The sequence below is a fragment of the Paraburkholderia hiiakae genome, from assembly GCF_904848665.1.
Lineage (GTDB): Bacteria > Pseudomonadota > Gammaproteobacteria > Burkholderiales > Burkholderiaceae > Paraburkholderia > Paraburkholderia hiiakae.
The window spans coordinates 48,747-69,999 of record NZ_CAJHCQ010000010.1 but is presented as its reverse complement, the minus strand read 5'-3'; the positions used below and the strand labels follow the sequence as shown (position 1 = coordinate 69,999).

14 protein-coding genes are annotated in these 21,253 nt (G+C 63.2%); 10 read left to right on the top strand and 4 right to left on the bottom strand.

The features are described from left to right. The first annotated feature begins 12 nt into the window (after positions 1-12). From JMY28_RS19770 to JMY28_RS19740, 7 genes are all read left to right on the top strand, one after another. Positions 13-330, top strand: a complete 318-nt coding sequence (locus tag JMY28_RS19770) for a hypothetical protein (RefSeq protein ID WP_201697602.1) — start codon at positions 13-15, stop codon at positions 328-330. A gap of 35 nt (positions 331-365) precedes the next feature. Beyond that, positions 366-734 carry a GPW/gp25 family protein gene (locus JMY28_RS19765; RefSeq protein WP_201697601.1) on the top strand — a complete coding sequence of 123 codons (369 nt, stop codon included), beginning with the start codon at positions 366-368 and terminating at the stop codon, positions 732-734. Further along, the gene (locus tag JMY28_RS19760; RefSeq protein ID WP_201697600.1) at positions 731-3,382 is read left to right on the top strand and encodes a putative baseplate assembly protein; all 2,652 of its coding nucleotides are present in this window, start codon (positions 731-733) and stop codon (positions 3,380-3,382) included. The genes JMY28_RS19765 and JMY28_RS19760 overlap by 4 nt, the downstream gene beginning before the upstream one ends. Continuing rightward, a complete protein-coding gene (locus JMY28_RS19755; RefSeq protein ID WP_201697599.1) occupies positions 3,382-6,507 on the top strand; it encodes a putative baseplate assembly protein in 3,126 nt (1,041 codons plus the stop codon). Before JMY28_RS19760 ends, JMY28_RS19755 begins: the two co-directional genes overlap by 1 nt. A 28-nt stretch (positions 6,508-6,535) precedes the next feature. Continuing rightward, positions 6,536-8,707, top strand: a complete 2,172-nt coding sequence (locus tag JMY28_RS19750) for a hypothetical protein (RefSeq protein WP_201697598.1) — start codon at positions 6,536-6,538, stop codon at positions 8,705-8,707. A gap of 32 nt (positions 8,708-8,739) precedes the next feature. Further along, a complete protein-coding gene (locus tag JMY28_RS19745) occupies positions 8,740-11,808 on the top strand; it encodes a DUF6519 domain-containing protein (RefSeq protein ID WP_201697597.1) in 3,069 nt (1,022 codons plus the stop codon). 216 nt (positions 11,809-12,024) lie between these two features. Next, complete coding sequence (locus JMY28_RS19740) at positions 12,025-13,065, top strand: sigma-54 interaction domain-containing protein (RefSeq protein ID WP_201697596.1); 1,041 nt, start codon at positions 12,025-12,027, stop codon at positions 13,063-13,065. 133 nt (positions 13,066-13,198) lie between these two features. On the opposite strand, the gene JMY28_RS19735 is transcribed toward JMY28_RS19740, so the two are convergent. The 3 genes from JMY28_RS19735 to JMY28_RS19725 form a co-directional block, all read right to left on the bottom strand. Beyond that, positions 13,199-14,248, bottom strand: coding sequence for a GSU2403 family nucleotidyltransferase fold protein (locus JMY28_RS19735; protein ID WP_201697595.1), 1,050 nt, complete (start codon positions 14,246-14,248; stop codon positions 13,199-13,201). 595 nt (positions 14,249-14,843) lie between these two features. Further along, positions 14,844-15,425 carry a carbonic anhydrase gene (locus JMY28_RS19730; protein WP_201697594.1) on the bottom strand — a complete coding sequence of 194 codons (582 nt, stop codon included), beginning with the start codon at positions 15,423-15,425 and terminating at the stop codon, positions 14,844-14,846. Between the two features lie 437 nt (positions 15,426-15,862). Further along, complete coding sequence (locus tag JMY28_RS19725) at positions 15,863-16,708, bottom strand: alpha/beta fold hydrolase (protein ID WP_201697593.1); 846 nt, start codon at positions 16,706-16,708, stop codon at positions 15,863-15,865. Positions 16,709-16,947: 239 nt separating this feature from the next. On the opposite strand from JMY28_RS19725, the gene JMY28_RS19720 reads away from it, so the two are divergent. Further along, a complete protein-coding gene (locus JMY28_RS19720) occupies positions 16,948-18,012 on the top strand; it encodes a GlxA family transcriptional regulator (protein WP_201697592.1) in 1,065 nt (354 codons plus the stop codon). Between the two features lie 88 nt (positions 18,013-18,100). Here JMY28_RS19720 and JMY28_RS19715 read toward each other — a convergent pair whose 3' ends face one another. Further along, on the bottom strand, positions 18,101-18,388 hold the full coding sequence (locus JMY28_RS19715; protein WP_201697591.1) for a DUF3303 domain-containing protein: 288 nt from the start codon (positions 18,386-18,388) through the stop codon (positions 18,101-18,103). A 539-nt stretch (positions 18,389-18,927) separates the two neighbouring features. Here JMY28_RS19715 and JMY28_RS19710 point away from each other — a divergent pair. Both JMY28_RS19710 and JMY28_RS19705 read left to right on the top strand, forming a co-directional pair. Next, positions 18,928-20,025, top strand: a complete 1,098-nt coding sequence (locus tag JMY28_RS19710; protein ID WP_407945522.1) for an asparaginase — start codon at positions 18,928-18,930, stop codon at positions 20,023-20,025. A 179-nt stretch (positions 20,026-20,204) separates the two neighbouring features. Further along, positions 20,205-21,119, top strand: coding sequence for a LysR substrate-binding domain-containing protein (locus JMY28_RS19705; RefSeq protein WP_201697590.1), 915 nt, complete (start codon positions 20,205-20,207; stop codon positions 21,117-21,119). Positions 21,120-21,253 lie beyond the last annotated feature (134 nt).

The following is a 21,253-nucleotide window of genomic DNA, read 5'->3' as shown; positions in this document are numbered from 1 at the left end:
ATGGAGGCGATCATGCCGGGTCCCGTTCTTCATATGGGCGCCACCGTGCTCTGCACGCATGGCGGCAGTGCGCTGCCCACCGCGCCGGTGCCGCGCGTGCTCGTGAGCGGTCAGCCGGTCGCGACCATCGCCGCGCCGTGGGCTGTCGCGGGTTGCCCGTTCGTGTCGCCCGCGCCGGGCCCGTGCGCGACGGGCCAATGGACGCTGGGCGCCACGCGCGTGAGCGCGCTCGGCCAGCCGCTCGCGATCCAGAGCGGCGTGTCGCTGTGCGCGCCGACAGGCACGCCGCTCGTGCCCGTCGTCGTGCAGACGCGCGTGGTCGCGACCTGACCCACGCCAAGCACATCGCACAGCGGAGACGCGCCGTGAATCTCGCCTATCCCTACCAGTACGACCCGCGCGGACGCACCGCCGAGACCGACGACAACACGCATCTGCGCGACCTGATCGAACAGGTGCTGTTCACCGCGCCCGGCGAGCGCGTCATGCTGCCCGACTTCGGCTGCGGCGTCGCGCAACTCGTGTTCGCGCCGAACGCGTTCGAACTCGCGAGCGCGACCCAGGTGCTGATCCAGAGCGCGTTGCAACGCTGGCTCGGCGCGCTGATCGTCGTGCAAAACGTCAACGTCGAGGCGACCGACGCCACGCTGTCCGTCACCGTGACGTTCCGCTCGGTGCAGGACAGCCAGTGGCAAGTGCAGACCTTCCAGCAAGGCGCGGGAGGCGCGGCATGAGCACAATCCCCGTCGCCGACATCGTGTGGCGCTGCTGCGACGAGAAGCGCCGCGAAGCCGTGATCGCGCATCCGACGCTCAATGGCATCGATTACCTCGAAGTCATCGATCACGATCTGCCCGACGCCGATCCGCTGCGCCAGCGCACACTGCTCGTGCACTGCTTCAAGCCGCTGCCGACAGGGAACGCCGCGCTCACCGCGCTCAACGTGCAGGTGCTTGGCGGCGAGCGCGTGACCCACATCGCGGTGCAATGGGCGTCGGTCGGCTCGCCCGCGCCGACGGCGCTCGCCACGCCCGCGCCGCCCGACACCGCCGCCGCCGAAGCCGCCACGCTCGCGCTCGTCAGCGCACTCGCGGATGGCACGCGCACGCTCGTCGTGCGCACCGCGGTGGCCGGCGACTTTTCGACCTACACGTTGCGCCTCGTGACCTCCGCGAGCGACGACGATCCGCCGCCCAACTTCGACCCGCGTCTGTCCCAGATCGCGTTCGGCTTCAAGGTCCAATGTCCGTCCGACTTCGACTGCGCCCCGTCCTCGACGTGCTCGCCCGCCGACGCGCCCGTACCCGACATCAACTATCTCGCGAAGGACTACCCAGGATTCCGGCAGTTGATGCTCGATCGCCTCGCGCAACTCGTGCCGAAGTGGCAACAGGGCAGCGAGGCCGACACGGGTTTCGCGGTCGCGGAGCTGATCGCTTACGCATGCGACCAACTGAGCTATCAACAAGACGCGATCGCGACTGAAGCCTATATTGGCACCGCGCGAAGACGCGTCTCGCTGCGCCGCCATGCCGTGCTCGTCGACTATCCGATGCACGACGGCTGCAACGCACGCACCTGGGTGCAGCTCCAGCTATCGGCGGCTAGTGTCACGCTCACGCTGCCGGGGCTGCAGTTCCTCACGCAATGCACGAACTTTCCATTCGAGATCGCGCCGGGTGCGCAGCTCGCCAACGCGATGCTGCTCGCGCCACTCGTGTTCGAAGCGCTGCTCGAACCACGCTTCGCAGCGAGCAATTATCAGCAGACGCTCTACCAGCAGCACGACACGATGTCGTTCTACACGTGGAGCGACGACCAATGCTGCTTGCCGATCGGCGCGACCAGCGCGACGCTCAAAGGCCAGTTCGCGCAACTGCAAAAGGGTGACGTGCTCGTCTTCGAAGAGCGCATCGGCCCGCTGACCGGCGAGCCCGGCGACGCCGACCCGACACATCGCCATTTTGTGCGCCTCACGAGCGTCGATGCGAGCGGCGCCGATCCGCTCAACGCTCAGGCCGTGACGATCATCGGCTGGAGTAATGCCGACGCGCTGCCGTTCCCGCTCTGCGTGAACGGTTATACCGATGCCGCGCACGGGTCGCTGCCGCTCGTCGATATCAGCGTCGCGCGCGGCAACCTCGTGCTCGTCGATCACGGGCAGACGATCCTCCCCGAGAATCTCGGCAGCGTGCCGCAAGTGTCACTCCAGGACGTGCCTGCCTGCAGTGGCGATCCGTGCAATCCGAATCCGTCCGCGCCGGTGCCGCCGCGCTACCGGCCGATGCTCTCGCGTACGCCCCTCACCCAGGCCGCCGGGCAACTCACGGTCGTGGCAAGCGGCGCGGCCGGCACGCTGCCCTCCCCCTACGATCCGCTCGGTCCGGCCGCTGACGTTGTCGACACCGACATGAACGACGTCGTCCCGCAGATCCTGCTGGCCAGCACTTACAACGGCGTCGCGACGCACTGGCAGGCCGCGCGCACGCTGCTCCAGAGTGACGGGCTCGATGCGAATTTCGTCGTCGAAGTCGACGAGCGCGGCGACGCGACGCTGCGCTTCGGCGACGGCACGTACGGCATGCGGCCGCCCTCGACGACGGCGTTCACCGCGCGCTACCGCATCGGCAATGGCAGCGCAGGCAACGTCGGCGCCGAGGCGATCGGCCATGTCGTCGGCACCACGGGCGCGATCAGCGGCGTGCGCAATCCGCTGGCGGCGAGCGGCGGAGTCGACGCCGAAGACGCAGCGACGGTGCGTCGCGAAGCGCCGCAGGCATTCCGCACGCAGGAGCGCGCCGTCACCGCCGATGACTACGCGACGATCGCCGAACGCGATCCCTCGATTCAGCGTGCGGTTGCGCAAGTGCGCTGGACCGGCAGCTGGCACACGGTCTTCATTACCGCCGATCCCGTCGCGGGCGCCAATGCCACGCAGATCGACGAGGCGTTGCCCGGCGAACTCGACCCGTACCGCATGGCCGGCGTCGATATCGACGTGAGCGCGCCGCATTATGTGTCGCTCGAAATCGCGCTGCACGTGTGCGTGAAAAGCGACTATTTCCGCAGCGACGTCGCACAGCGGCTCAAAGCGCGGCTCGGCGACCGGCGTCTGCCCGGCGGCGGCACGGGCCTCTTCTGGCCCGACAACTACACGTTCGGCCAGAGCGTCTATCTGAGCCAGATCTATCAGGCCGCGCGTTCGGTGCCCGGCGTCGCCGCCGTGCAGGTGACGACGTTTCAGCGTCAGGGTACGAACGATGGCAGCTACCTGATCACGGGCGAGCTCACGATCGGCCCGTACGAGATCGCACGGCTCGATAACGATCCCGACTTTCCCGAGCATGGTGTGTTGCGCCTCGACCTGCACGGAGGCAAATAATGAGCGACGCCGGAAATTGCGGTTGCTGCGCGGGCATCGGCACCGAGACGCCGACCGGCGTGACCAACGACGCCGGACTGCCCGCCGTGGTCTACCGGATCGGCACGCAGCCGGCCTTCAAGGCGAGCCTGCTCGCGCGCCTGTCGAGCACCGACTATCCCGCGCTCGCGCCGCTCACCGCGCGCACCGACGACGACTGGACCATCGCGTTGCTCGATGCGTTTTCTTGCGCCGCCGACGTCATCACGTTCTACCAGGAACGCATCGTCAACGAATCGTTTTTGCGCACGGCGACCGAATTGCGTTCCGTGACAGCGCTGGCGCAGCTGATCGGCTATCGGCCCGCGCCCGGCGTCGCGGCGAGCGCGGCGCTCGCATTCACGCTCGATACGTCGCCTGGCCAGCCCGCGCTCGCCGCGCAGCCGGTGACGATTCCGACCGGCACGCGCGTGCAGAGCGTGCCCGACCCGAACCAGTCGCCGCAGAACTTCGAGACCGTCGAGGACATCACCGCGCTTGTCGAATGGAACGCGCTCGCCGCGCAAGTCGCGCAATGGCCCGCTGTGCAGGCGGGCGGCACGGATCTGTACGTTGCGGGCACCGGCTTGCAGATCCAGCCCGGCGATGTCATCGCACTCGTCGGCGGCGACCGCTATCTCTCGACGACCGACACCGGACTCTCGGATGTGCGCTGGCTCGACCGCGTCGAAGAGGACAGCACGCGCGGCCTCACGCGGCTCGTGTGGAGCGATGCGCTCGACGGCGGCTGGAGCACGCCGCCCGCACTCGCGCTGCATGTCTATGTGTTCCGCCAGCGCGGGGCGCTCTTCGGGCAGGCCGCGCCCAATCCCAATCTGCTCTACACCACGACGAACCAGAACCTCTTCAACGGCTCGCCGCCGAACACGGCGTGGCCGGGCTACGCGGTGAGCACGGGCGGGCCCGTCGATCTCGACGCGCTCTTTCCGAAGGCAGTCAACCAGAGCTGGTTCGTGCTCGCGTATCCGCGACTGTATTACGGCAGCATCCCCGTCGATCTGCTCGAATCGTTCGGCTCGGCAATCGCGGCGGCGACGGCCGACGTCGCCTCCACGCTCAAGACAATCTCGGACAACACGACTTCGCCTGCGCTGCTTGGCACGTTGTCATCGAGCGCGTTGAGCGACCTGGATTCCGCCATCGCACCTGTGCTGAACACGCCGAACTTCTCCAAACTGATCACGGCCGCCCAGCCAGTGTCCGCCGCGAGCTTCAAGGCCCTGTCACCGAACACCACGGCATTGGCCAACGCCGCCGCGACGGTGTTTCCCGGCATCACTCAGCCAGTGACAAAAACAACGCCGCCGATCAACGTCGGCAGCCGCTTCCATTACGAGCGCTGGTACACGCTCTATCGCGTGCAAACGGCAAGTCAGGTGTCGCGCGCCGACTTCGGCCTGTCCGCGAAGATCACGCGGCTCGCGCCCGAAGATCCCACGAATGTCCAACTGTTCCCGCTCAATACGACCATCGCACACCTGCAAAGCGATGAACTCACACCGTGTGCGCGTCCTCTGTACTACCCGGTATTCGGTGCAACGCTGACGCTTGGTTCCAGTCAGGCCGGTCTCGTGCCGGGCCGTCCGCTCGCGATCACGGGCAAACTGCAACGCGTAGCGTTACCGCGCGACGTAAGTACGATCAGCTTCGCGAGCGGCAGGATTCGCACGCTCGTTGGCGGTGAGAGCTTCGTGATGCTCGCGCCGCCCGCGCAGCAGAGCGCATCGGGCCAATGGCAGTTGCTGACGCCCGACGCACTGCCTGGCACGGGCGTGAGCGCGACGTGGCGCTGGACGCTGCAGGACGACGACGGCTCGACCATCCAGCTCACCGCCCCCGCAGGCGCACTGCTCCTGATCGCGCCGCTCGCGAGTGACCCGGTGTTGAGCGAAGTCGCGCTGCTCGACGACGGCGCCGACGCCGTTACGGCGACTGCCACCACGACGACGCTGCGCTTTCAGTCGTCGCTCGCCAACTGCTACGACCGGTTGAGCTTCGCCATCAACGCGAACGTGGCCGACGCGACGCACGGCGAGACCGTCACCGAGATCGCAGGCAGCGGCAACGCCGCACTGGCGAATCAGAGCTTCACGCTGCGCCAGGCGCCGCTCACCTACGTATCCAGCGCCAGCGCGGCGCAGGGCGCGCAATCGACGCTGCAGGTGCGCGTCAACGATCTGCTTTGGCAGGAAGTGCCGGCGCTCTATGCGCAGGCCGGCAACGCGCACGTCTACTCGCTGAGTCAGGACGCCACCGCCGTCACGACGATCCAGTTCGGCGACGGCGTAGAAGGCGCGCGCGTGCCGGGCGGCCAGAACAACGTGCGGCTGCAGTATCGCAAGGGACTCGGCACGGCCGGCAATCTGCGCTCCGGTCAGTTGACCTCGCTGATCACCCGTCCCCTCGGCGTGCGCGCCGTCACCAACGCGAACGCATCGACAGGCGGTCAAGATCCGGAATCCATCGACAGCGCCCGCTTCAACGCCCCGTTGCCTATCCTCACACTCGATCGCGTCGTCTCCGTCGACGACTACGCGAACTTTGCGAGCGCCTTCGCCGGCATCGCCAAGGCGAGCGCGCTGTGGATCGCAGGCGGGCGCGCGCGCGGAATGTACCTGAGTGTCGCGGGCGCGAACGGCAGCGCGATTCCCTCCGGCAGCGACACCCAGGCGAACCTGGCCGCGAGCCTCGCGAGCCACGGCGACCCGCTGATTCCCGTGAGCGTCATGAGCTACGCGAGCGCCACGTTCACACTCAAGCTCGCGATCACATGCACGCCGGACGCGGACCCGACGCAAGTGCCGCTCGACGTGATCGCGGCCTTGCGCGCGGCCTACGCGTTCGACACGCGCGACTTCGGCCAGCCCGTCACGCTCGATGAGGTCTATGCCGTGATTCAGGGTGTCAGCGGCGTACTCGCGGCCGACATCCAGCAGCTCTACCGTATCGACACCGGCCCGCTCGCGCCGCAGCCATCGGCGCAACTGGTGGCGGCCATCTCGGCGCTACAGCCTGATGGCAGCGTCAATCCCGCCGAACTGCTCACGCTCGACGCCGGCGCGATCGACGCGGGCGTGATGACCTGAGCCACGCCGGCGCAACGGAGACACCACCATGAGCCTCGCTACCCAGGACCTGCTCACGCTGCTGCCGGCCATCCTGCGCATCCGTGATCTTGCCCGGGCGCAGCTCACACCCGGCATCCTGAACGCCGACGACCAGGCCACCCTGATCGAACTGCAAACGCTCGTCGCCAACGGCGACCCGCTCACGCCGACGGAGCAAAACACACTCGCGCAACTTCAGCAGCGTGCCCAGGCGGGACCGCTGATGAGCCTCGTCGGCGTCATCGCGGAGCAGATCGCCGCGCTGCAGGAGAACGTCGAGCAGCTCTACGACGACCAGTTCGTCGAGACCTGCGCGGATTGGGTTGTGCCGTATATCGGCGATCTGATCGGCTATCAGGTGCTGCACGGGGTGACCCCCGCGATCGCGAGCCCGCGCGCCGAAGTCGCCCACACGATCGCCTACCGACGGCGCAAAGGCACCGCCGTCGCGCTCGAACAGATCGCGCGCGACGTCACCGGCTGGAACGCGACCGCCGTCGAATACTTCCAGCGCTTGATCGTCACGCAATACATGAACCATCTGCGTGCGCAATGTCTCGCGACCCCCGACCTGCGCCAATGGCAGCCGCTGGAGCGGCTCGGCGGCGCGTTCGACACCATCATGCGTACCCCCGAGATGCGCCGCATCGAAAGCGGACGCGGACGCTACAACATTCCGAACATCGGCATGTTCGTCTGGAGCATCGATGCCTACGCGCTGCGCGCATCGCCCGCTGTGTCCGTCGATGCGCGCCGCTACCGGTTTCATCCGCTTGGCATCGATCAGCCGCTCTATACACGGCCCGCACCACGCGACGACTTTGCGGGTCTCTCGACGCCGCTCGACGTGCCCGAGCCGATCAGCCGCCGCGTGCTCGACGCCGCGCGCAACAGCTATTACCCATTGAGCGTGTGCCTCTATGAGTCGAGCGCGGCGGGCGTCACGGCCGTCGACGGCGACAACGTGTGCATATGCAATCTTCAGGACGTCGCGGGCAACTGGGCGCATCTGCCGACGTCCAATGGCGTGTATGCGGTCGATCCGGTGCTCGGGCGGATCGCCTCGCGCCCCGACCTCCCCGCGGGCACGCAACTGCTCGTCGACTTCCTGTACGGTTTCTCCGCCGAGCTGGGCGGCGGCGAGTACGACCGCACCGCCGATGTCACCGATGCCGAACCCCCACCCGCGCTCGTGCGCGTGCCCGCCGACTACGCAAGCGTGCAGACCGCGATCGACAATCTTGGTGCGAACGGCGGCGTCGTCGTGATCGGCAACAGCGGACGCTATGAAGAGACGCTGACCATCAACGTGCCGGCCGGAAAGCGCATCGTGGTGCGTGCGGACAACGGTTTTCGACCGACGCTCGTGCTCACGGGTGCATCGTCGCTCGGCGGCGGCGCGGGTGCGCAGATCGGCCTGCATGGCTTGCTGATCACAGGCGCGACGCTCGCCGTGAACGCGGGCGCGGGCAACGCACTCGCGCAGCTCGACATCGCGCATTGCACACTGGTGCCGGGCCTCTCGCTCGCGCCCGACTGCACACCGCAGCACCCCGGCGATCCGAGCCTCGTGGTCGGTATTGCCGGCGTGGCCGTCACGCTTTCGTGCTCGATTGCCGGGCCGCAGCGCATCGATGTGAATAGCACCCTGAGCGCCGCGGATTCGATCATCGACGCAACGGCCCCGACTGCCGTCGCGTACGCGGGCGAGGACGGCACCGGCCCGGGTGCGCCGCTACAACTGCAGCAATGCACGGTGATCGGTAAGGTTCATGCCCAAACGCTGCCGCTCGTGAGCAACTCGATCCTGCTCGCCGATCTCGCAACGGGCGACACCTGGGCGGCCGCGATCGTCGCCGATCGGCTTCAGGAAGGCTGCATACGTTTCAGCTATCTACCGTCGAGCGTGCGCGTGCCGCGCCGCTATCAATGCCTGCCCGAGTCGGCGAGCACACCGGCCGCGGGCATGCCGCGCTTCACCACGCTGCGCTATGGCTTTCCGGCCTATGCGCAACTCGCGACCACGTCGGGCGCGGACCTCCTCACTGGCGCCGACAACGAGTGCCAGCCAGGCGCATTCAATTTCGTCTACGGCGCACAACGCGAAACCAATTTGCAGGTGCGGCTCGCCGAGTATCTGCGCATCAGCCTTGAAGCAGGCGTGATCTACGCGAGCTGACGCGCGCGAGCCGCCCACGAAGGAGCCAAACCATGAGTGGAGATTACAGCCGTTGCGAGTTCGATTCGTCCTGCGATTTTCAGGGCGTGCTCCTGCAACAGGGCCGCCCGCTCACCGATGCAGACTGGAACGAACTCGTCACCGAGAGCTTCCGGCTCGCGCAGGCGAGCATGCTCGACACATTCGGCGGTGCAGCGCTCGTGCCGTTGTCCACGCCCAACGCGTTCCAGCTCGCGTTCGACGCGACCAACGCACTGACGATCGGCGTCGGCCGCATTTATGTCGACGGTCTGCTCGCGCAGAATCACGGGCTTGCGCCCTATGCGTGGGATCCGAAGCTCGCCGAGAACGTCGGCACGCTGCCGACGCCGTATCTGCAACAACCGTATCTGCCCAATGCACTCGCGTTGCCGGCGAGCGGCACGAGCCTCGCGTATCTCGACGTATGGAGGCGCGAAGTCACGCAATACGAAGCGCCCAAGATCCTTGAACCGGCGCTCGGCGGCGTCGATACGACGACGCGCACGCAACTCGTCTGGCAAGTGAAGCTGCTGTCGCTCGGCGACAACGCGGGCGCGCTCACGTGCTCGTCGCCCGATGGCGACATTCCGGGCTGGAGCACGCTCATCGCCCCAACGGCGGGACGGCTCAGTACGCAGACCGCAACCTACGGCAGCACCGATCCATGCATCATCCCGCCCGTGGGCGGCTACACGGGCCTCGAGAACCAGCTCTACCGAATCGAGATCCACCATCCCGGCGCGCCCGGCACCGCGACGTTCAAGTGGTCGCGCGACAACGCGTCGATCGAGGCACGCGTGCTCAATGTCGTCAACGGCACGAGCTTCACTGTCGACAGCGTAGGCCGCGATGCGGTGCTCGGCCTGCAAGGAGGCGACTGGATCGAACTGATCGACAACGCTCACGAACTAAACGGCCTGCCCGGCCTCATGCTGCAGATCGCCACCAACGGCGTGGACAGCGCAACGCTCACGATCACCGTCACCTCACCGATCGACGCCACGCAGTTCCCCGTCGGCACGCCCGACCCGACGCTTTGCACACGCGTGCGCCGCTGGAACCAGCAAGGTCAGGTGCTGCGCACCGACACGTCGCCGCCCTCCAACTACGTGAATGCCGATACGAACGGCGGCGTGATTACGGTGCCTGCCACGAACACGGTTGCGATCGCGCTCGAAAGCGGCATCGTCGCGCTGTTCGATATTGCCGCAGCGGGCGGCATCTTTCATACCGGCGATTATTGGGTCTTCGCCGCGCGCACGGGCGATGCATCGATCGAGCAGCTCGTCGAAGCACCGCCGCGCGGCATCCACCATCATTACGCCCGGCTTGGCTTCGTGAGCCCGCCGCCCACGGCGCCCACCGATTGCCGCCAATTCTGGCCACCGCAGGGCGGCGCGAGCGAAAGCTGCGCGTGCACGGTCTGCGTGAGCCCGCAATCGCACGCGCAAGGCACGCTGACGATCGCATCCGCCGTGCAGCAGGTGATCAAAATGGGCGGCGGCGCGGTGTGTCTGGAGGCGGGCCAATACACGCTCGCCCAACCGGTGATGATCAGCGGCGCGAAAGCGCTGACACTGCGCGGCCAGCGCACGGCGACCCAGTTGATGGCATCGGCGGGCATGGGCTTTATCATCACCGGCAGCACCGATGTGACGCTCGCCGATTTCGCGCTGCAAGGCGTAACGCCCGCGCCGAACGCCGATGGCAACTACGTGAGCGATCCGGCGTTCGGCACGGCCGCGCTCGCCATCGACGCGAGCCAGCAAATCACGCTGCGCGGGCTCAACATCAGCGAGCAGCCCTCAGGCGGCGTGGCGCCCGCCGCGAACGATACGTTCGCGGCCGTCGCCTGCTCCAACCTGCTCGACGCGCTCCACTTCGATACCAACATCGTGACGACGCCGGTCGGGCTCTTCAGTGCAACCATTCCAGCACCCGCAGCGGCCGACGGCGCAGCGGCAGGCGGCAAGCCCGGTGTCGCGCAATATTTGCAGGCCGGTCCCGGCGCAGCCGTGCTGGGCGAGATCAATGTCGTCGGCAATCGCTTCGCATGCGCGCAGTTGGCAATCATGCTGCAGCCCCAGGACGGCACCGAAGGCAACGCAGCCGTCATTCCGCGTGTGACGATCGTCGACAACGCGATCATCGGCTGTGCGACGCGTGCGATTGCACTCGGCCAGACCAACCCGAAGTCGGTGGCTGTCATCCGCATCGAGCGCAACGTGTTCGAGCAATGCGGCCTCGCCTTGTGGGCCGCCGCCTGGCCAAACGCCGATCTGACAATGAGCAACAACACCGTCACAGCGAGCGGCAACGCGCTCACGCCCGTCGGCAAAGCACAAATTGCCGACGTCGGCGGCGAGGTGCGCTGCGTGTCGGTGAGCCAGATCGCGTCGTTCTGCTTTGCGGACAACCGACTGGACACAATCGCGCAAACCCCGGTCGAAACGACGATTCCGATCAGCGCGGTCTACGTCGAGCAAACGCCCGTGATGCGACTCTCGCGCAACCAGATGATCGATGTCGGGCCGACCAAACTCGGCAATGTTCGCATGTCCGCAGTCGGCATCTCCGGTCCGTTCGAGACGCTCGACCTCGATGGCAACTTGATTCGCACGACGAACTGGACCGTGCAGACCGGTGTGAAGCTCAACGGATGGTCTGTCATCCTGATCGATGGATCCGAAGCGCTGCCAGCAACGCCGATCACCGCGCCGGTTGGGACGACGTCGTTTGCCGGCACGGTCAACGTGCACTCGAACCGCGTCGAGGCCGCACCGGGGTCGATCGTGGCGATGATCGGCGGCGTCACGACCTGCCACTACACCAATAACGCATCGCAGACGCGTCAGGCGAACACGAGAGGCGTCGAGTCGGCCCTGGGCGAAGTGACCGTCATGTCCACGTATGCGGTGCTGGGCAACAACACCGTCATCGCTGCGCTGCGCTACGCCGCCATCATCGGACTGAAATCACCGACGGTGATCGGCACCGTGCTAGGCAACGTGTTCACGGGGCTCGTGCAAATGAACGGTGGCGCGCTCCCGACCGCCTGGTCAGGGTTGAACCAGCCCTAAACTTTGCCTGACGTTAGCTTTCTATTCGTATTACATTTTCCTTGAAACTGACAATTCCGCCATCCATAATCGTTGAGCAGCATGCATGAACGCCGGCTCGCAAATCCAGCGTTCATGCGGCTTTCGGGCCTGTTCGACGCTGCACGTTTCACCGATGCATCCCGCGCGCCAGACTCCGGTGGCTTGAGAGTGAGCCCTGGAAAAGCGAGGTTTGTGATGAGGCAATCGACACGCGGAGATGGCGCCGCACCGGGGTGCGCGGTGGCTCGCGGTGCAAGAGACCATCGCCTGATAGGCGAGTCCCCGGCCTTCGTCGAGGCGCTGGCCTTGATCAGCAAATCGGCGCAATGCGACGCGACCGTGCTGATCGAAGGCGAGACCGGCACCGGCAAGGAACTCGCTGCGCGCGCCATTCACTATTTGAGCGTGCGACGCGACGCACCCTTCATCCCCGTGAACTGCGGCGCCATTCCCGAGAACCTGCTCGAAAGCGAGCTCTATGGCCACGTGCGCGGTGCGTATACCGATGCGCGCGAGGCATCGATCGGACTAGTCGGCCAGGCCGACGGCGGCACCCTGCTTCTCGATGAAATCGAGGCGATGACGCAGCGCACGCAGATCGTTATGCTGCGATTTCTGCAAGACCATCAATACCGCATGGTGGGCGGCAAGACGAGCCGCCGCGCCGACGTGCGCGTAATCGCTTCGAGCAACGCCGACCTCGAAGCGCTCACGAACGAAGGACGCTTTCGCAGCGATCTGTATTTTCGCCTCAACGTGCTCGCGGTACGGCTACCAAGCCTGCGCGAGCGCACAGGCGACGCCGTGCTGCTCGCGCAGGCATTCAGCCACCGCTTGAGTGAGCGCTATGGCAAGCCGTTCAAGGCGCTGCATCCCGAGACTATCGCGTTCCTCGAAAGCTATGCGTGGCCCGGCAATGTGCGCGAGCTCGAAAACATGATCCATCGCGAGTATCTGTTTGGCGACGGGCCCGCGATTCACATCACGCAACCGGACCGGCATCGCGCGCATGGCCATGCGTGCGCAGCGGCCGCGGCAACGCACGCCGCGCAGGATTTCAAAAGCGCGAAAGCCACCGCTGTGATGCAGTTCGAGCGTACCTATCTGCTCGAAATCCTCACGCGCGCGGGGGGCAACGTGAGCGCGGCAGCGCGGCTCGCGGGCAAGGAACGCAGCGCGTTTTGCCGGCTAATACGCAAACATTGGCCGGCTGGGATGGGATGTCACGAACCGTGAAACAATGGCCGGTGCCTATGCGGCGCGTCCGACGACCGAAGCGATGGCGGCGCCGTAGCTATTTGGCAACGGATCATGATTAGTTATCCTATCTGGTCCCTTGAAGGAATCGGCAACTGGCCGAGCGGCGCGCTCATGCGCCGAGACCCTCCTCCAGTTCCGCTAACGCGCCGTCATGGGCGTCAAGCGAGCGGCGCACGTCGGGCAGCGCGCGGCGGATCAACGTGCGCGCGGAACGCGGAAAATCCGCGCACGCGAGTTCGATATCGCCGCTTCTATGCTCGCCTAGCATCGCGAGCAGTACGCAAGCCTGCTGAATATCCTTCTGCGACTTGACCAGCATGTTGGTACGCAGACGTGAGACAAGGATCTTGTGTATCGCGAAGCGCGCGGGGTCCGGCACGCGCACCGGCACGGCGCCGTGCCGTGAGAGTAGCGTGCCCATATGTGACTGCCCAAGCAGATAGGCGAGATACGGCATGCCGCTCGCGTGCGCGCCGAGTTCGGGCACGGCGACGGTCGGAAAGGTGCTGTCCTTCGACGGCACCAGCAGATCGACGTGAAAACGTGTCCGTCCGGCCTGCTTGAACGATGTGGACGGGTCACCTCTGTTGAACCCCGGCACCGGAACGAAGTCGATGCCCGTCTCTTTCAGGATCTCGAGCAGGCCCCCGGAGGGTACGCCCCGCAGTGCGAGCTGGCGGGCGCGAGCGATGTCGATGTCCTCGGTCTCATAGGCGAGCGCCATGATGCCCAGGCTGTTGAGCAGCACGGCGTATGCGTGCGAGCCGACGAGCACGCCGTCGGCCTGAAAGAGCCCGTGGTTATAGAGCACGGCCATGGTCGCATAGGTCTTGTTATCCGCGATCTGGAAGCCGAGCTTTGCAAGCTCGCGGATGCGGCCAATGAGATCCTTGGTCTCTTCTATCTGCCCCTGCACCGTCGTGACGAGTTCATCGGCCACCGGGTCGCCCTTGGGGCCGCCCAGGCTCTCCTGCTGCCGCTTGCCCTCCGCATTCATGAACTGGCGGGCATAGTAGACGGCGTCGCCGCGCTTGTGCTCGATGATCGTGCCCGGCGCTCCCACGAGCACCCGTTCCTGCGCGGCGCTGGCCTGCTCGATGTTCGCGTACTGGGAGCTAAACGCCTGATCATGACGCTGATAGAGGGGTAGACCGTCCATGGCTCGAAGATATTGCAGTAATTTTTCAAATTTTACTGCAAAACACCGCCGGCATCAATTGCAGTAATTTTTTCGAAATTACTGCAAAGCCCACGACCCAATCAGTCGCGAGGCTTCGGACTCCAATCGGCTCTTGCCTTGATCATCTCGTTTCCGCCATGACCGGGGGCAGTTCAGGCGCGTCGAGCCCCACGAATGGATCCCGTCAGGCGAGTATCTCCATGAGCCGCGCATGCCAGGTTGCGGCTGAAATAGAGCTTCATGACGGCCTTGTTCACGCGGGAACGGTTCGGCCTCTTATTTAGACGATTGCCTGCTCGAAGCCAATTGGCGATTCTACCCACACCAATAAAAATGGCTCACTGAAATGGCTGGACTCCTATCGATCAAATGCCTTTGGGTAGAAGTCGATAATCGATTCGCTTATATTCATCGACTTCGACCCGCGCCGTTCGGCAAAGCGTTCCAGTCCGGCCTGGACGTCTGCCTGGTGGAAAGTCGATCGTCCCGTGTGGGTCGACTCATGCCCGTTGCATGAAATGCGTACCCGAGGTCATCGTCGTTCGCGTGTCCGGTAATTCGCTCACACCGCGGCCTATGCAGGAATGTCCCGCACCACTTCCGTCAACTTGCCGGAACTGATCTCATAGAAGAAGCCGTAGAGCTTGACGTGCTTCGGCACTGCCGGGCTCGAACGAAGCAACTTGATGTCATAGTTGAGCGACTCCTCGAAATCCATGATGGCGAGGCTATCGTGATCGAACAGCGTCGAGATATCAGCGTGATGATGATCATGAAACTCCTCGACCATCAGTTCCGGCGTCAGGGTCGTCGTACCGCAGAACGAGTGGTGAACGACAACGACCTTTTGAACATCGAATAAATAATCCATCGCCGCCACGGACGCTAGAGCGAAGGCGGCGCGTCCGCCCGCATTCGTCGCGGCAAATAGTGTCCGCGTGGATCCAACTCGGGTGCCATTCTCGTCGGTGATGATTTCTCCCGGGTAGACCTCGTCCCCAAAATAGTCAGCGACGGCCTGCGGGATTTCAACCGCCCGAGGGTCAAGGCAGTGGATCACGAGTGTCTTCATCGGGATAGCCTGGTTCGCGCCCGCGAAGGTCTTCATGTCGAACCCGGGAAGATTCCTGTACTCGTAATTGCTGAACTTGCCCATTTTCTTGCTCCGTTGGCGTTTAACCAGGGTATGGAACATGGCCCCTCGAAGTGACTTTCGAATCGATGGCTTGTCGAAAGCATCCGTTCGAAGCGACCTCTTTCGAGCCGCTCGAACCGTTCGAACCGCCGACCAGCCCGAGCACGCTCCGAACTGGCGGGTTAAATAGCCATTGAACCTCGGAAGCAGCCGCCCTATGGACAAGGCGAAGTTCGTCCGTCAAGGGTTGTTCGCGGCCTTCGGGGATAGATCTGATTCTGGGCGAGTTTCGACGGGAAAACATCATCGCCTATGGCAATTCAATTGTTCCCTTCAGTCAACCATGCGTCAGCCCTGTGCTCGTCCGCCGACTGGCTTGCAGCGCCATGGCCGGCTGAGGCAAGTGAGGCGATAACGCCTGAGCGAGCGCCCCGGCGTTGCCCGGCGTATCAGACCGCTCAAGCCTTGATGAACGCCAGCAGGTCGGCGTTGATCTGCTCCGCATGCGTGGTGGGCATGCCATGCGGCAATCCTGGATATGACTTGAGCGTCCCGTGCTTGAGAAGCTTGACGGATTTCGCTCCCGTCGTCGCGAAGGGGCAGATCTGGTCGTCCTCGCCGTGCATCACCAGCACTGGCACGTCTATCATCGCCAGATCGTCGTAGAACTCCGTTTCCGAAAGCACCTTGATGCAATCGTATTGGGCCTTGATGCCGCCCATCATGCCCTGCCGCCACCAGTTCTCCCGGATGCCTTCGGAGACCGTCGCGCCTGGGCGGTTGAAGCCGTAAAACGGAACGGTGATGTCCTTGTAAAACTGGGCGCGGTGATTCGCCGTGCCGTTGCGGATCTCGTCGACTACTTCCCTGGGAACGCCTTCGGGGTTTTTCTCTGACTTCATGAAGAGAGGCGGAATTGCGCTAATGAGTACCGCTTTCGCTACGCGTTCGTTGCCCGTGCCGTGCCGGGCGACATAACGCGCCACTTCCCCACCACCCGTGGAGTGACCGATGTGTACCGCATTCTTCAGATCAAGTATCTTAACGAGTTCGGCGACGTCGGCGGCGTAGGTGTCCATGTCATGACCGCTCACAGTTTGGGTAGAGCGCCCGTGGCCGCGGCGGTCATGAGCAATGACCCGATATCCTTGATCGAGGAAAAACATTAATTGGGCATCCCAATCGTCAGCCGAAAGGGGCCAGCCATGATGAAAGACCAATGGTTCACCGGTGCCCCAGTCCTTGTAAAAAATCTGGGTTCCGTCTGCGGTGGTGATGTATCCACTTCCAGGGTTCGCTTTCATCTCGTATCCTTTTTTTGGCGGTTCTAACAAGGGATGAATGTTCCACGAGCGCAGACGTGACTTTCGGAAACCGGTACTCCGCATTGACCCGACAGTTGGGGGCTCAACGAACTGACGTTTAGAACCTGGGCATACCGGCTCCCTGGCCGTGCTTGCCCCGGTTTCAGTCGAAATGAGTCTGCTAGTGTCAGAGTATTCAGTGCGCCCGAACACCACAACGGCCGAATGTGACAAAAAACATGGCAAAAACGGCACTAGCTTCGTCGCCACGGATCGAGATTGGACTCGCTTGCGACGCGGGTTCTTCGAACGCAGGTATCTACGGCCTGACTGATTTGTTCACATACGCAGGTGAGTTCGCGGCGAAACGACAAAACGGCGACGCGCGGCCACCTGTGCGAATTACGCACTGGCGAGTGGACGATTGCACAGCCGAGGTCCGTTGTGCGTATGACAGTTGTCCGGGTTCACCGCACGCATTGTCGCTGGTAGTGATCCCCGGGAATGTGCAAGCCCCCGAGAAGATCGAAACGGATAGTCCGCTACTGCGCTGGCTTCGAGATAACCATGCCGAAGGCGTAGTCCTCGCCGCGGTATGCGGTGGTGTCTTTATCCTGGCGAGAACAGGTCTTCTACGCGGCCGGCAGGCCACGACACATTGGTCATTCAGCGATCGATTCGCCCTGCAATTTCCTGATGTGCTTACAGAAACCGACTACATGATCATTGACTATGGAGACGTTGTCACCGCTGGCGGCGTACTGGCGTGGGCAGACCTTGGGCTACGGCTCACCGAGAGGTTTCTGGGCGCCTCAGTCATGCTGGAAACAGCACGTTTCATGAACGTCGACCCGCCTGGACGCGAGCAGCGCTTTTATAGCGAATTCGATCCGCGAACGAAGCATGGCGATAGAACCATTTTAAAAGCACAGCAATGGCTTCTTACTCAACGCGAATGTCCGGTCAGCGTTGCGGATATTGCACGATATGCCGCGCTTGAACCCCGCACATTTTTGCGTCGTTTTGTTGCGGCCACAGGGATGAAGCCAAGCGTATATCAGCAGAGGCTGCGAATTACCAGGGCGCGCGAAATGCTGGAGTTTTCGCAGGCGAGCATCGAGGAAATTTCGTGGCGTCTCGGCTACGCTGACGTCGGAGGGTTTCGTCGCGTGTTCCGAAAAGTCGTGGGCCTAACCCCATCCGACTACCGCAGACGCTTCTGCCAGCCGAGTTCGCCAAGAGACACGTCTATCCCTGAGGGGCTCACTCTGACTTCAGAGCGGACACTCGCAGCTAAAGGGTGAACGGCAGAAGCCGGACGTGATCGCCTCCTGCATGGATCCGGGCTCCGTTATCCAGGGCACCAGTCATCCGGTCAGACGCGGACAGGATTCATGTCTGACTGTCGGGAAGTTTCGCGAGCACTTCCTCCCACTCCTCCCGAGACAGGGCGGGAGTGACTGAGAATTTCACATAACTGGCATATCGAAGAAACTGCAACGCCACATCACGCGGATCATCGGCTTCTATTATTGCGACTCCCTCTGGCTCGGCTACGGCGTACCATTCGCCGAGCACTTTAAGTCCGGCGGGTCGTAGCGGTTCCACCTCCCGGCGTTTTTGCCGCGTCTGCAACGGGGTTACGCCAGGAATCCTGTGCCACTGCACGATGAATTTCATCGGAGCCTCCGTAGTACTGGTAGGTAGACGGACTACCACCCTGGTTGGTGTCTTTCGTTATAGCAAATATCTCCCGAGGCGCCGGATGATCAGAACGATCAATCGTTGCTGATTACCCAACACCGACCGTCGGTTTCCAAGGCCGAGCAGTAACGCCAGAAAGCGATCAAACGTTGCTCCAACTTCTGACGCAAGCGGACCGCTTGAAGTCTTGGACGCCTGGGGTTTTCCCATGTTATGCGGAATTCGCATGGGAACATGCCACCCCCGCATTGGCCTTTGCCTGGCTGCTTCTATCATCCGATCTGACTCGAACGCGCGGCGTGATCAGAGCCGCTACAAACCAGATTCGGAGTCGTCCGCAGGGTGCGCTGCGCAAACTCAATCGGCCCCGGCGTTCGTTTAACAGAGATTGTGATCCCTCATTCGCTCGCCGATATGCCGGTGACTTCGCCGTTCTTTCCGTCAAAGGTTTCTTCCACTTGTACACGATCATGAAAAAATTCGCGCGCCCCGTTTCAGTTCCATTTCATACGACCATTTCCGCTGCACTGGCGGTATTCATTGCCCTTCCCCTCTATTGCACGTCCGCGGCAGCCGCGGATGCCAGCGCAGATCAACAACCGAACGTCGTCGGCCAGGCAAAACAACTGCCGCGCGTCATCGTACTTGCAACCGGAGGCACGATCTCCGGAACGGCAGACGCCCGCTCGGCTATCGGATACAACTCGGGTGAGCGAACCGGACAACAGTTGATCAAGGATGTGCCCGGCATCGAGAAATTCGCCACGATCTCGGCTGAGCAGATTTCGAATATCGGCTCGCAAGACATGAACGACAAGGTCTGGTTCCAGTTGGCCAAACGCATCAACGAGATTTTTGATCGCGGCGAGGCGGACGGTGTCGTGATTACGCACGGCACGGACACCATGGAGGAAACCGCATTCTTTCTGAAGAACGTTATCCATTCCACCAAGCCGGTCGTCCTCGTGGGATCGATGAGACCGGGCGGCGTCACCAGTGCTGATGGTCCCAATAACCTTCTCGAAGCCGTCGAGGTCGCCGCCAGCCCGCAGTCGCAGGGGCGTGGCGTGATGGTGGTGATGAACGACACGATTCATGATCCGCGTTGGATAACCAAAACGAACACCACTTCGGTTCAGACGTTCCTGTCTCCCAACGCGGGGCCAATCGGCTATGTGGATCCGGCATCGATCCGCTTCGTTTCGCCTGTTCTCTCGGCTCGTCGGGCCCCGTACACGCTGCCCGTCGACGGACAATTGCCCCGGGTCGAAATTGTTTTCGCGCACAGCAACATGGACGCGACACAGATCGACCACGCGATTGCGGACAAGGCGAAGGGAATCGTGATCGCCGGGGTCGGCGATGGCGACGTGTCCAACGCCGCCATGCTTGCCATGCAGCGGGCCGCAAAAATGGGCGTCGTTGTCGTTCGGTCTTCGCGGGTTGGATCGGGCTTCGTGAACCGGAACGTCGAAGTCGACGATGACAAAAGCGGATTTGTCGCGTCGCTCGATCTCAATCCTGAGAAGGCTCGTTTGCTAACCCAACTGTTGATCGCCAATGGGATCACGTCGCCCGCACAGGTGCAGGCAGCTTTCTCTGCTACTTACTGACCGAAACCGGTGAGGATTGCGTCCGCATTGAGTTAGTGCGGACGCAATCCTCGTGGATGCCCTCGCTGACCTTCACCCGGTCAGGCGCGGTCTGGGACGTGACCTGATGCGACGGCACCGGCGTAAGATCGGAGCTTCCTGAAAACGGTATTTCGCGTCTCACAAGGCGGGCCAGACGTATGGAAATCAAGTGGGTCGAGGACTTCATCGCCCTTGCTCAATACCAGAGCTTTTCGCGCGCAGCCGAGTTCCGCAATGTGACCCAGTCCGGGTTCAGCCGGCGCATTCAATCGCTGGAGCAATGGGTCGGGGCGGAATTGATCGATCGCAGCAGCTTCCCTCCGGTGTTGACGCCCGCGGGTCAATTATTCCGCGAGGTCGCCGAAGATATCCTGAACAGGCTCTTCGATACACGCGCCATCATCCGCACTGAAAAACGGATCGGTGGCAAGAGCCTCCAGATTGCCGCTGGCCACACGATCGCGCTAAATTTCCTGCCTGCGTGGCTCAAGGCGCTTTCCGCCCACTTCGGCGACGTGCGCGCGCGCGTGGTGCCGACCAACGTGCACGACTCGATCCTGATGCTCGTGAATGGCAACTGCGAATTGATGTTCGCCTATCACCATCCCGAACTGCCTTTGCATCTCGATCCCGCGAAGTACGAGCATCTCACCGTGGGTATCGACACACTCATGCCGGCCAGCAGGCCAAACCTGCGTTCCGCACCGATGTATCGACTGCCAGGAACGGCAAAGCAGCCGTTGCCTCACATTTCGTACACCGAGACGAGTTATTTCGGGCGTTGCCTTGCGCTGCTGCTGGGTCGCGCCTCCTCTGCACCCGCGCTATTGCTTCACTATGAATCGGACATGGCCGAGGTGCTCAAAAAAATGGTCATGGAAGGCGAAGGGATGGCCTGGCTGCCAAAGAGCGCCATTGCCGCGGAGCTGGACGCGGGTGAACTGGTTCCCGCGGGTCCGCCTTCCTGGAATCTGGATATCGAGCTTCGGGTCTATCGCGACGCCTCTAACCGCAGCGAGTTTCTCGATACGCTCTGGCAGCACTGTCGTGCGGTTTTACAGTCCGGCGTCTAGGGTTTTCCCGCCTTATGCAAATTGCGCATAGTCACATGCCACAACGGCATCATCGTTTCTTTTGGCGTCCCTAATATGCCTGTCAACGCTTGACCGAGTCGCAGTCGATCTCGCTCCAAGGCGTCTCTCAACGT

Coding starts and splice junctions, on each gene's coding strand:
- JMY28_RS19770 (WP_201697602.1), top strand. CDS start 13: ATGCCGGGTCCCGTTCTTCATATGGGCGCCACCGTGCTCTGCACGCAT.
- JMY28_RS19760 (WP_201697600.1), top strand. CDS start 731: ATGAGCACAATCCCCGTCGCCGACATCGTGTGGCGCTGCTGCGACGAG.
- JMY28_RS19755 (WP_201697599.1), top strand. CDS start 3,382: ATGAGCGACGCCGGAAATTGCGGTTGCTGCGCGGGCATCGGCACCGAG.
- JMY28_RS19750 (WP_201697598.1), top strand. CDS start 6,536: ATGAGCCTCGCTACCCAGGACCTGCTCACGCTGCTGCCGGCCATCCTG.
- JMY28_RS19745 (WP_201697597.1), top strand. CDS start 8,740: ATGAGTGGAGATTACAGCCGTTGCGAGTTCGATTCGTCCTGCGATTTT.
- JMY28_RS19740 (WP_201697596.1), top strand. CDS start 12,025: ATGAGGCAATCGACACGCGGAGATGGCGCCGCACCGGGGTGCGCGGTG.
- JMY28_RS19735 (WP_201697595.1), bottom strand. CDS start 14,248: ATGGACGGTCTACCCCTCTATCAGCGTCATGATCAGGCGTTTAGCTCC.
- JMY28_RS19730 (WP_201697594.1), bottom strand. CDS start 15,425: ATGGGCAAGTTCAGCAATTACGAGTACAGGAATCTTCCCGGGTTCGAC.
- JMY28_RS19725 (WP_201697593.1), bottom strand. CDS start 16,708: ATGAAAGCGAACCCTGGAAGTGGATACATCACCACCGCAGACGGAACC.
- JMY28_RS19720 (WP_201697592.1), top strand. CDS start 16,948: ATGGCAAAAACGGCACTAGCTTCGTCGCCACGGATCGAGATTGGACTC.
- JMY28_RS19715 (WP_201697591.1), bottom strand. CDS start 18,388: ATGAAATTCATCGTGCAGTGGCACAGGATTCCTGGCGTAACCCCGTTG.
- JMY28_RS19705 (WP_201697590.1), top strand. CDS start 20,205: ATGGAAATCAAGTGGGTCGAGGACTTCATCGCCCTTGCTCAATACCAG.